At 73.0% G+C, this 10,409-nt stretch carries 10 protein-coding genes and 1 pseudogene; 6 read left to right on the top strand and 5 right to left on the bottom strand.

The features are described 5' to 3' along the window. Positions 1 to 15: 15 nt before the first annotated feature. Both ACFVWD_RS44680 and ACFVWD_RS44685 read left to right on the top strand, forming a co-directional pair. Positions 16 to 774: an ABC transporter ATP-binding protein gene (locus tag ACFVWD_RS44680; RefSeq protein ID WP_389603838.1), complete on the top strand. Its 759-nt coding sequence runs from the start codon at positions 16 to 18 to the stop codon at positions 772 to 774. Then, on the top strand, positions 771 to 3,122 hold the full coding sequence (locus ACFVWD_RS44685) for an FtsX-like permease family protein (RefSeq protein WP_389603840.1): 2,352 nt from the start codon (positions 771 to 773) through the stop codon (positions 3,120 to 3,122). The genes ACFVWD_RS44680 and ACFVWD_RS44685 overlap by 4 nt, the downstream gene beginning before the upstream one ends. A gap of 19 nt (positions 3,123 to 3,141) precedes the next feature. Here ACFVWD_RS44685 and ACFVWD_RS44690 read toward each other — a convergent pair whose 3' ends face one another. Continuing rightward, the gene (locus ACFVWD_RS44690; protein WP_389603841.1) at positions 3,142 to 3,705 is read right to left on the bottom strand and encodes a hypothetical protein; all 564 of its coding nucleotides are present in this window, start codon (positions 3,703 to 3,705) and stop codon (positions 3,142 to 3,144) included. Between the two features lie 184 nt (positions 3,706 to 3,889). Here ACFVWD_RS44690 and ACFVWD_RS44695 point away from each other — a divergent pair. Further along, positions 3,890 to 4,273: pseudogene (locus ACFVWD_RS44695) on the top strand (formylglycine-generating enzyme family protein); the annotation flags it as partial. Here the strand turns inward: ACFVWD_RS44695 and ACFVWD_RS44700 are convergent. Together ACFVWD_RS44700 and ACFVWD_RS44705 are read right to left on the bottom strand one after the other, a co-directional pair. Beyond that, positions 4,187 to 5,188, bottom strand: a complete 1,002-nt coding sequence (locus ACFVWD_RS44700) for a M56 family metallopeptidase (RefSeq protein ID WP_389603843.1) — start codon at positions 5,186 to 5,188, stop codon at positions 4,187 to 4,189. The pseudogene ACFVWD_RS44695 and the gene ACFVWD_RS44700 sit on opposite strands and share 87 nt — an antisense overlap. A gap of 18 nt (positions 5,189 to 5,206) precedes the next feature. After that, positions 5,207 to 5,620 carry a BlaI/MecI/CopY family transcriptional regulator gene (locus tag ACFVWD_RS44705; RefSeq protein ID WP_248003063.1) on the bottom strand — a complete coding sequence of 138 codons (414 nt, stop codon included), beginning with the start codon at positions 5,618 to 5,620 and terminating at the stop codon, positions 5,207 to 5,209. 141 nt (positions 5,621 to 5,761) lie between these two features. Here ACFVWD_RS44705 and ACFVWD_RS44710 point away from each other — a divergent pair, with 141 nt between their 5' ends. The 3 genes from ACFVWD_RS44710 (at position 5,762) to ACFVWD_RS44720 (ending at position 8,964) form a co-directional block, all read left to right on the top strand. Then, positions 5,762 to 6,598, top strand: a complete 837-nt coding sequence (locus tag ACFVWD_RS44710) for an undecaprenyl-diphosphate phosphatase (protein WP_389603844.1) — start codon at positions 5,762 to 5,764, stop codon at positions 6,596 to 6,598. 171 nt (positions 6,599 to 6,769) lie between these two features. Next, positions 6,770 to 8,218, top strand: coding sequence for a glycosyltransferase (locus ACFVWD_RS44715; protein WP_389603846.1), 1,449 nt, complete (start codon positions 6,770 to 6,772; stop codon positions 8,216 to 8,218). After that, the gene (locus ACFVWD_RS44720; protein WP_389603848.1) at positions 8,215 to 8,964 is read left to right on the top strand and encodes a polysaccharide deacetylase family protein; all 750 of its coding nucleotides are present in this window, start codon (positions 8,215 to 8,217) and stop codon (positions 8,962 to 8,964) included. Before ACFVWD_RS44715 ends, ACFVWD_RS44720 begins: the two co-directional genes overlap by 4 nt. Before the next feature lie 29 nt (positions 8,965 to 8,993). On the opposite strand, the gene ACFVWD_RS44725 is transcribed toward ACFVWD_RS44720, so the two are convergent. Beyond that, positions 8,994 to 9,671 (bottom strand): class F sortase, encoded by a 678-nt coding sequence (locus tag ACFVWD_RS44725; protein ID WP_389603849.1) that lies wholly within the window; start codon positions 9,669 to 9,671, stop codon positions 8,994 to 8,996. A gap of 139 nt (positions 9,672 to 9,810) precedes the next feature. Next, on the bottom strand, positions 9,811 to 10,409 hold a 599-nt coding region (locus ACFVWD_RS44730; RefSeq protein WP_389603851.1), incomplete at its 5' end, for a hypothetical protein.

Raw genomic sequence — 10,409 nt, forward strand, 5'->3', positions numbered from 1 at the left:
CCTACCGTCCCTGCCATGACCACCGAAGACATCAGCGACGACACGGCCCCGGGGGCCGCCCCGGCCGCCGCCCCGGCCGCTGTGCGCGACCAGGAAGCCGTGCGGGTGAGCGGCCTGCGCAAGGAGTACGGCGACACCGTCGCCCTGGACGGGGTGTCGCTGGAGATCCGGGCCGGGGAGGCGGTGGCGGTGATGGGTCCGTCCGGCTGCGGCAAGTCCACCCTGCTCAACATGGTCGCCGGGCTCGACCGGCCGAGCGCCGGCTCGGTGCGCGTACACGGCGAGGACCTGGGCCGGATCAACGAGACCGGCCTCGCACTCTTCCGGCGCCGCCGGATCGGCATGATCTTCCAGTTCTTCAACCTCATCGACGACCTGCCCGCGATCGACAACGTCGCCCTGTCCGCCCAGCTCACCGGAACGACCGCCCGTCAGGCCCGGCGCCGGGCCATGGAGTTGCTGGACGAGCTCGGCATCGCCGACCGCAGGAACGTCTACCCCGCCGCGCTCAGCGGCGGCGAGCGCCAGCGGGTCGCGGTGGCCCGCGCGCTGATGAACCGCCCCGCGCTGCTGCTGGCGGACGAGCCGACCGGCGCGCTGGACAGCCACGCGGGCGAGCAGGTGATGGATCTGCTCATCGACCTCAACGAACTGGGCCAGACCCTCCTGCTGGTGACGCATGATCAGCGGCTGGCGACGCGCTGTGCCGGCCGCCTGGTGACGATGGCGGACGGCCGGATCACCGGCGAGCGGACCCCGGAGCGGTCGGCGTGAGCGCGGTGTGGCGCGCCTCGCGCGCGGCCGTGCGCCGCCGTCGGCTGCAGACCTCCGTGATCGGGGTGGTGGTCCTGGTCTCCAGCATGGCCCTCGTGGTCGCCCTCGGCCTGCTGGACGTCGCGTCCGGACCGTTCGACCGGCTCTTCGGCCAGGCGCGCGGCGCGCATGTCGTCGCCACCTTCGACGCGGCGAAGGTCTCCGGTGCGGAGCTGGCGCGGACCGCGCACCGTTCGGGCTCGGGCGTGCGGGCCTCGGCCGGGCCGTTCCCGGAAGCCGTGGTCGACATGCCGCAGAACGCGGCGTCCGAGATGCCCGGGGTGGGGCCCGGCCCCCTGACCGTGGTGGGGCGGGCGAAGCCCGGTGGGCCGGTCGACCGCCTTGACCTCTTCGCCGGGCACTGGGCCACCGGCCGCGATCAGATCGTCCTGGCGTTGCCGGACGCGCCGGGGATGGGCGAGGGGCCGCACTCGCCGATCGGCAAGACGATCCAGCTGCCCGGGCTGGCGCCGATGACCGTCGTCGGCCTCGCGTCCGGCGTGAGCGGGACCGCGCAGGCATGGGTCTCCCCGCAGCAGATCGCGGCCCTGCACCCCACGACGTATCAGATGCTGTACCGGTTCGAACAGGCCGCGACAGCCCGGCAGATCACCGCGGACACCGCCGCGGTGACCGCCGGCCTGCCGTCCGGATCGCTGGTCGCCCACCAGTCGTATCTGACGCTGAAGGCGCAAGTCGCGGCCGCGCCCAACGCCTTCGTGCCGTTCCTCATGGCCTTCGGGATCCTCGGTCTGCTGGTGGCGGTCCTCATCGTGGGCAATGTGGTGAGCGGTGCCGTGGTGTCGGGCTTCCGGCACATCGGGGTGCTCAAGTCCCTGGGGTTCACGCCCAACCAGGTGGTCGCGGTCTACCTGGTGATGGTCTGCGTCCCGGCGACGGCGGGCGCGGCGATCGGCACGGTTCTGGGCGGAGTGGTGGCGCGACCGCTGCTGCACCAGGTCTTTCAGGGCGCGGACCTCGCCGCGGTGAACGTCACGCCGACGATCGGCTCCTGGGTGTACGCGACCACGGCCCTCGGCATGCCGGCCGTGGTGCTGCTGGCCGCGCTGATCCCGGCGCTGCGCGCGCACCGCCTGTCCGCGGCACGGGCGATCAGCGCGGGCAGCGCGCCCAGTGGCGGACGGGGTCTCGTGGTGCAGCGGTGGCTGAGCGGGGTGCGGCTGCCGCGCCCGGTGACCCTGGGCCTGGGCCTGCCCTTCGCCCGGCCCGGACGGGCCCTGCTCACCGTCTCCGCGGTACTGCTCGGGGTCGCCACGGTGACCCTCGCCACCGGCCTGTCGGCCACCATGGTCTCCTACGGCGACGCGGTCGAGGCCGCCGGCCGGGCCCAGGTGATCGTCGCGCGAGGGGAAACCAGGTTCGGGCAGACCGCCTCGCGGCACGGGGACGCGGCCACCCAGGCACTGCTGCGCGAACTGCCGCACGCTGCGGACGTGTCCGCCGTGGGCTACGCCGACGTACGGCTGCTCGGGCAGAGCGAGGACGTGTCGATCCAGGGTGAGCGCGGGGGGCGATCGGCTCTCCAGGACGACCTGGCCAGGGGCCGGTGGATGCGGGGACCCGGCGAGGCGGTGGCCTCCGGCCGATTCCTGGCCAAGCACGGTCTGCGCCTCGGTGACTCCTTCGCCCTGGGCGCGGCGGGCGCCCGGCAGGAGCGCGTGACCCTGGTCGGGGAGGTCATGTCCGGCCCGGCGGACTGGATGCGCGCGGACTGGACGACGGTGACCGCCCTGGCACCGGGCGCGCAGGCCGACCAGTACTGGGTGCGGCTCGCCCCGGGATCCGATGCCGACGCCTATATGAAGGCCGTCCGGGCCGCCGACCCGGGGCTCTACCCGAGCGTGAAGACATCGGTGAACGCCGGGGCCGTGACAGTGATCGGTTCCGCGTCCGTGCTGACCCTGATGCTGTCGCTGGTCGCCGCGATGGGGGTGTTCAACACGGTCATGCTGAGCGCCCGGGAACGTCGGCGCGACCTCGGGATGCTGAAATCCATCGGCATGACGCCACGGCAGGTCACGGTGATGATGGTGGTGTCCATGGCCGGCCTCGGTCTGCTCGGCGGGATCCTGGGGCTGCCGCTGGGAGTCGCCGCGTACCGGGTGGTGGTCCGGACGACCGAGCACAGCGCCCACCTCGCCTTCCCGGCCCGCATGCTGGACGTGTGGCACCCGGGTTCGCTGGCCCTGCCGGTCCTGGCCGGGGTGGCGATCGCCGCACTGGGCGCGGTGATACCGGCGCGTACGGCGGCTCGGCAGACCATCGCCCGGGTCCTGCACACCGAGTGACGGCCGCGCGACCTCTCGCTCACTCCAGCCCCGACACCTTGAAGACCGTCAGTGCCGTCTCGCGGTCGATCCGCTCCGAGACGCGGTGCAGCGCGGTCTCCCCGCACGAGAGCGTGGAGCGCAGGGCGGACAGGCGCGCGTCCTCGTCGAGGCGGCGCCACAGCGGCGGATTGGCGACCAGGACCCGGGGGTCGATCTCGACGCGTGCGCCGAACGTGTCGCGCAGCACGAGCCGCTGGGCGACTCCGTCGAGGCAGCGCACCGACACCAGGTGGTCGGTGCGCACCAGCCGCGCGCGCAGCAGCCCGCGCGAGACCAGCCAGCCCTCGCCCGCGGAGACCCGGGTGGGGTACAGCACGAGGAACAGCAGCACCGCGAGCGCGGCCCACAGGGTGGCGCGCGGTGCGGAGAGGGTGCCGACTCCCCAGTCGATGAGGACGAGAAGGGCGAGGAGCACGGCCGCGCAGCGGATCGAACTGCGTACGTCCTGGGCCCAGAGGCGGTCGCGTGCGACTTCCGCGGAGAGTGGGGCGGGTGCGTCGACCGCGGTGCGCGCGTTGTTGCGGCGGTTGCGGCGTTCCATACGACTGACGGTAGAGACCGGGGAGGCCGGAGGCAGCATGCCTTGACGGGTCTCTGATGACTTGGGCGTCAAGGATGCGACAAGAGGCGTCGGCCGCCGCTACGAGGCACAGGCGTCGGCCGCCGCTACGAGGCCCGAGCGGCCCGGCCTCCCGCGGCCCATCGCCCGAGCACCGGCTCCGCGAGGCATCGAGTGGGACGCGTCCGGCGACGGGTACCGGCTGCCGACCGAAGCCGAGTGGGAGCACGCCTGCCGTGCCGGGACGAGCGGACCGCGCTATGGACCGCTCGACGAGATCGCCTGGTACCGCGGAAACTCGCTCGCCTACCGGGTCCTGCGCGGCGGTGGCTGGTTCGACGAGCACTGGAGCTGCCGGGCCTCCGCGCGCCGCCGCAGTCACCCGACCTTCCAGGTCGACGACGTGGGCTTCCGCGTCACGCGTTCCGTAGTTGGTGAGTTAGTTGGTTGGTTCGTTGGTTCGTCAGCGCGCCCCGGCGTTGGGGTGCGGGCCGTCCATGTCGAGGTGATGCGGGCCGTGGTGGTGCTCGACGCCGACCACTTCCAGTAGGGCGTCCAGGTCATGGGCGGCCGCGGCGGTCGACATGACCGTGAGGGCGAGGCACGCCGCGGTGGCGAGGGCCAGGCCCGGGCGGCGGGCCAGAGGCGGGGCCAGCAGGGCGGCGACCCGGCGGGGGACCGGGCCCGCGCCGGCGAGCGGGCCCCGGCGGCCGAGGACGCCGCGGAAGCCGAGGGTGGAGAGGCGGGGGGCAGGGGTGCCGTGGGCGGCCAGGGCCGCCTTGCCGACCGCGCGGGCGACCCGGCGGCGGTCACCGGTGGCGCGGGCGGCCTGTTCGTCTGCCCAGCGTTCCACGGTGTAGGTGACGGCGGTGGCGAAGGGCCGCAGGAGGGGGTTGGCGGCGGCGCCCAGGCCGGCCAAGGCCACGAACAGGTAGTGGTGGGCGGCGAGATGAGCGCGCTCGTGGGCGAGCAGGATGTCGTGCTCGGCCTTGTCCAGGGTGCGCAGCATGCCGGTGGAGACGACGACCCGCCCGGGCAGCCCCGGCAGCGCGTACGCGTCCGGTGCCTCGTCCTCGACGATGACGAGCCCGTCCGGCGTGGGCATGCACGCGGCGTCCCAGATGGCGGAGGCGATGGAGCGGGCCCGGCGCCACAGCATCCGCGCCGCGGTCAGCAGCGCGCCGCCGAGCAGGAGGCCGGCGAGGAGCGCGACCGGCGGTTCGGCGGGGTCGTTGATCTGCGCGGTGCGGGCCGACCAGTGGCCGAGGCCGGCGAGGAACGGGACGTCTATCAGGCCGGTGATCGCCAGTAGTCCCAGCGAGATGATGGTCGCCACGCCCAGGATGAGTGCGGAGGCGGTGAGCAGCCAGGTGGCCAGGCGCGGTTCGCAGCGTTCGGAGAGCGGGCGGGCGCCTAGGGGCGCGATCACGGACAGCAGCAGCGGCAGATAGACGGCGATACGCATCCGGGCGGGCTCCTTGTCCTACCGGTCGGGGTCCGCGTCGGGTCCCAGCAGGTGGCGCAGCAGGTCCGCGTCGGTGTCGGACAGGCTGTCGGCGAAGCGGGCGAGGACCGCCTCACGGTCGGGGCGCTCCTCGAGCACGGTGCGCATCCGGCGGGCGGCGAACCCGGGGTCGTCGGTGACGGGCGCGTAGGCGTACGCCCGTCCGCGCCGGGTGCGGGTGAGCAGCTGCTTGGTGTGCATCCGGGTGAGGATCGTGACCACGCTGCTGTACGTCAGCTCGCCCCCGAGCCGTTCGGCGACCTCACCCGGGGTGAGCGCGGCCTCGGCCTGCTGGAGTACGCCGAGGATCTCGGACTCCCGCTCGCCGTTGGCCCTCTTGGAGCCCCGAGCCTGTGAATCGCCTGAATCGCGGCCCATGGGTTTGTCGTTCACCGGTCCATCTTCTACAGTCGTGTAAAACTTGAGCTTCTACGGCGGTGTAAATGCTGCCGTGGTCCGAGTCTGCCATGTGTCGCCGTGCGCCCGTGCCCCGGGGGACACGTGCTCGTCCTGTTCACCGCAGAGATGGATCCCATGAGTGCTATCAGCGTCGGCCAGGCCGTCGTCCTCGGAGTCGTCGAGGGTGTGACCGAGTTCCTCCCCGTCTCCTCCACCGGCCACCTCAAGATCACCGAAGGGCTGATGAGGATCCCGGTCGACGACACGGCCGTGGTCGGCTTCACCGCCGTCATCCAGGTCGGCGCGATCGCCGCCGTACTCGTGTACTTCTTCAAGGACATCGTGCGGATCGTCTCGGCGTGGGGCCGGGGGCTGCGCGACCGCGAGGAACGGCAGCACCACGACTACAAGTTCGCGTGGTGGGTCATCTACGCCACCATCCCGATCGTGATCGTGGGCCTCGCCGCCAAGCCGCTCATCGACGGGGCGCTCGGCTCCCTCTGGGTGGTCGCCGTCTCGCTGATCGTCGGCAGTGGCGCGATGTGGGCGGCGGACCAGATGGGCCGGCACAAGCGCGGTGAGGACGACACCACCTTCAAGGACGCGATGCTGGTGGGCTGTTCGCAGATCCTCGCGCTGCTCTTTCCGGGCTTCTCGCGCTCCGGCGCCACGATGTCGACCGCGCTCGTCCTCGACCTGGACCGGGTCGCCGCCACCCGGCTCTCCTTCTTCCTCGGCATCCCCGCCCTCACCGGCGCCGGTCTGTACGAGCTGAAGGACGCCGTCGGCGCGGGGGTGGGCGTCATACCGCTGGCCGTCGGCACCGCCGTCTCCTTCGTCGTCGCCTACGGGTCGATCGCTTGGTTGCTGAAGTTCGTCGCGAAGCACTCCTTCAACGCCTTCGTGATCTACAGGATTGTCGTCGGCGTCCTGCTTCTCGGGCTGCTGGGCTCGGGAGCCCTCAACGCCTGAGGGCTCAACGCCTGAACTCTCAACGCCTGAATGCTCCATACCTGACCGCCGAGCCGGTCGGCGCCGGTGGCGGCGACCTCGGTCACCCCTGTGTTTGTTTCCTTCGCCTTTGTTCCGGCGAGTCGGTGACGTCCCCCGTCATGCCCTCACCACTCTGGAGGCTGATCCGCTGTGCCCCACTCCGACAGTCCCACCCGCATCACCGTCATCTCCGCGAGCATGGGGGCCGGGCACGACGGCGCCGCCACCGAACTCACCCGCCACCTCACGGCGGCGGGCTTCCTCGTCGACCGCCACGACTTCCTCGACCTGCTGCCCGCCCGCATCGGGAAGCTGCTCTCCGGCGCCTACCTCCGGCTGCTGACCTGGGCCCCGGCCGGCTACCAGCGCATCTACGCCGCCACCGAGCACGAACGACGCCCCAACCCCGCCGTACGGGCCCTGCTGCGCGGCGCCGAACGCCGCACCCTCGCCACCGTCACCCCCGACACCCGCGCGGTCGTCTCGACCTACCCCGGAGCCAGCCAGGTCCTCGGCGCCCTGCGGCTGCGCGGCCGGCTCGCGATACCGGCACTGACCTACCTCACCGACTTCTCCGTCCACTCCCTGTGGGTGGCGCCCGGCATCGACGCCCACCTCGCCGCGCACGCGATACCCGCCGCCCAGGCGCACGAGCAGGGCGCGGCGGGCGTCACCGTGACCGGCCCGATGACCGACCCGCGCTTCACCCCCGCCGACGAGGACGAACGGCGTGCCGCCCGCACCCGCTTCGGCCTCCCCCAGGACACCTCGCTCGCCCTGCTGGTCGCGGGCTCGTGGGGAGTCGGGCCCGTCCGGGAGGCCGCCGCCGAGATCCTCGACACCGGGGTCGCGCTGCCGGTCGTGGTCTGCGGACGCAATCACACGCTGGCCGAACGGCTGCGCGCGGACGGCATCGCCCATGTGCACGGCTGGGTGGACGACATGCCCGGCCTGATGCGCGCGTGCGACGTCCTCGTCCAGAACGCGGGCGGGCTCACCTCGCTGGAGGCGCTCGCGGGCGGACTCCCGGTCGTCAGCTACCGCTGCATACCCGGGCACGGCCAGACCAACGCCGCCGCGCTCGACGAGGCGGGCCTCGCCCCCTGGATCCGCGAGCCGGACCGGTTGGCGCCGACCCTGACCGAACTCCTCCACGGTCCGCGCGGCCGGGCGCAGCGCGAGGCGGGCCTGGCCCTGTTCGCCGCGGCCCCCGGTCCCGTACCGGCCGTCACGGCGATGGCCCGCGCCCCGCTGTCCGCCCTACGCCCGGGACTTCAGAGTTCCTCGACCGCGGTACCGGCCGGGACGCCGGACCTGCCCGCAGCCCCCATACCGTCCCAGCGCCGTCCGGCCGACGCGCTGACCGGCGCTACGGCCGACGCGCTGACCGCCGTAACGGCCGACGCGCTGCGCCTTCCCGTCGCCACGCGGTTCGCCGCCAGGTCACGGCAGGCCCGGCGCCGTACGGTCCTCACGGTCGCCGCCGTCGCGGCCACCCTCTCCCTCGGTATCGGCGCCCCGCTCGCCTACGCCTACGGGGAGACCCCCGGCCACCACTTCGGTGCGCTCACCCACTACCTGGAGGACGACGACCGATGAGGTCAGGCCCGGGCCAGTTGGCCCGTAGCGTTCGGCGGGCCGGGGCGATCGCCCTGCCCGCGCTCGCCGCCGCGCACGCCGCGCCGGTGATCTCCACCTTCGGCCCGCTCCGCAACCGGGCCATGCCCCGCCTCGCCGGCCGCGGCCGCCTCGACCATGTCGCGCTCACCTTCGACGACGGGCCCGACCACCTCTCCACCCCGCACTTCCTGCGGCTGCTGGACGCCCGGGGCATCCGGGCGACCTTCTTCCTGCTGGGCTCGATGCTGGCCCGCTCGCCCGGCCTGGCCAAGGAGATGGCCGCCGCCGGGCACGAGATCGGCATCCACGGCTGGCACCACCGCCCCCTGCTGCTGCGCGGCCCGCGCGCCACGTACGACGACCTCGCCCGGGCCCGCGACGCCGTCGCCGACGTCACCGGCCGCCCGCCCACGCTGTTCCGGCCGCCGTACGGGGTGATGAACACCGCCGCCCACCTCACCTGCCGCCGCCTCGGGCTGACCCCGACACTGTGGACGGCCTGGGGCGAGGACTGGCGCAAACGGGCCACCCCGGACTCCGTCCACCGCACCGTCACCCGCGATCTGTCCGGCGGCGGCACCATCCTGCTGCACGACTCCGACTGCACCTCGGCCCCGGACTCCTGGCGCACCACCCTCGCCGCCCTGCCCCGCGTCCTCGACACCTGCGAGACGCACGGCTGGCGCATCGGGCCCCTGCGCGAGCACGGAGTCCCGGGCCTCTGACACGTCACCGGCCGTGCGGACACGTGCAGTCAGACGAGGTGGGCGAAGACCACCAGGTTCTCGGTGTAGTCCTTCGCCGAATGGTCGTAGTCGCCGGCGCAGGTGATCAGCCGGACCTCGGCGTCGCGGGTGTCGGCGTACACGCGCTTGTCGGGGAAGTCGTCCTTCGCGAACGTGTCGGCGCTGTCGACCACGAAGGTGGCGTCACGCCCGTCCGCCCTCTTCACGGTGAACTGGTCCCCCTCCTCCAACTCCCTGAGGTCGGCGAAGACGGCCGCGGAGATGGTCGTGTCGACGTGACCGGCGATGATCGCGGCCCCCGGCTCACCGGGGGACACGCCCTTGGCGTACCAGCCGACCAGGTTCGTGTCGTCGGCGGTCGGAGGCTGGAGCTTGCCCGCGGCGTCGACGGCGAGTTCGGTGAACGGGGCGTCCACGCCGATCTTCGGGATGAGCAGCCGCGTCGGCTCGGACCGCGGCAGATGCTTGCCCGCCGGCCGGGCCGAGGACGACGGTGCGAGTGCCGCCGCGCCATGGGGCTTGGCCGAGGGGTCGGAGAGGTCGGAGGGCTTGCCATGGCCGCCGAACAGGCTCAGCGCCAGGACCAGGATTCCGACGCACCACACGAACAACGGCACGCCGGGCCGCGGGCCCTGGAGCGGCGTCACGGACTGTGGCTCGACAGGGGAGGACAACCGGGATGCCATCGGGCACCACCTCACTGGAACACGTACGGAACAACTCACTGGACTACGGCGGCGGAGCCGGCGCGGCACGGGGGCAACCAGCCGGGCCGCCACGCTGTGCGCAGGCGGCGGCCCGGGCTGCTATGTCGTCAGGCATGGATCAGGACAGGCCGTGCGCCGCACGCTTGCGGCGCACCACGTAGACGCCCGCACCGGCGAGAGCCAGGACCGCCAGCCCACCGGCCGTCGTACCCGTCGTGGCGAGCGCACCGCCACCCGTGTGCATGCCGCCGCGGGGCTTGTCGCGCTCCGAGTCCGAGTCGTCCTTGCCGCGGCCGGAACCCGAGTCGTCGTTGCCCTTGTCGCCCTTGTCGCCCTTGTCCTTGTAGGTCTCCGGGTCGAACTTCTCGTCGTCCTTGTTCCAGTCGTCGCTGCGTACGGCGCTGAGGGCGCCGCCGCCGGTGTGCAGGCCGCCTCGGGGTCCGCGGTGCTCGGAGCCGGAGTCGTCACCCTTGCCGTGGTCGGAGCCGCCCTTCTTGCCGTGTTCGGAGTCCGACGAGTCGCCCTTGTCACGGTCGGAGCCCGAGTCGCTCTTGCCGCGGTCGGAGCCCGAGTCGCTCTTGCCGTGGTCGGAGCCCGAGTCGCTCTTGCTCGAGTCGTCACCGCGTACGGCGCTGAGGGCGCCGCCGCCGGTGTGCAGGCCGCCTCGGGGTCCGCGGTGCTCGGAGCCGGAGTCGTCACCCTTGCCGTGGTCGGAGC

The sequence above is a fragment of the Streptomyces sp. NPDC058086 genome (assembly GCF_042885015.1).
In the GTDB taxonomy this organism is placed as follows: Bacteria; Actinomycetota; Actinomycetes; order Streptomycetales; family Streptomycetaceae; genus Streptomyces.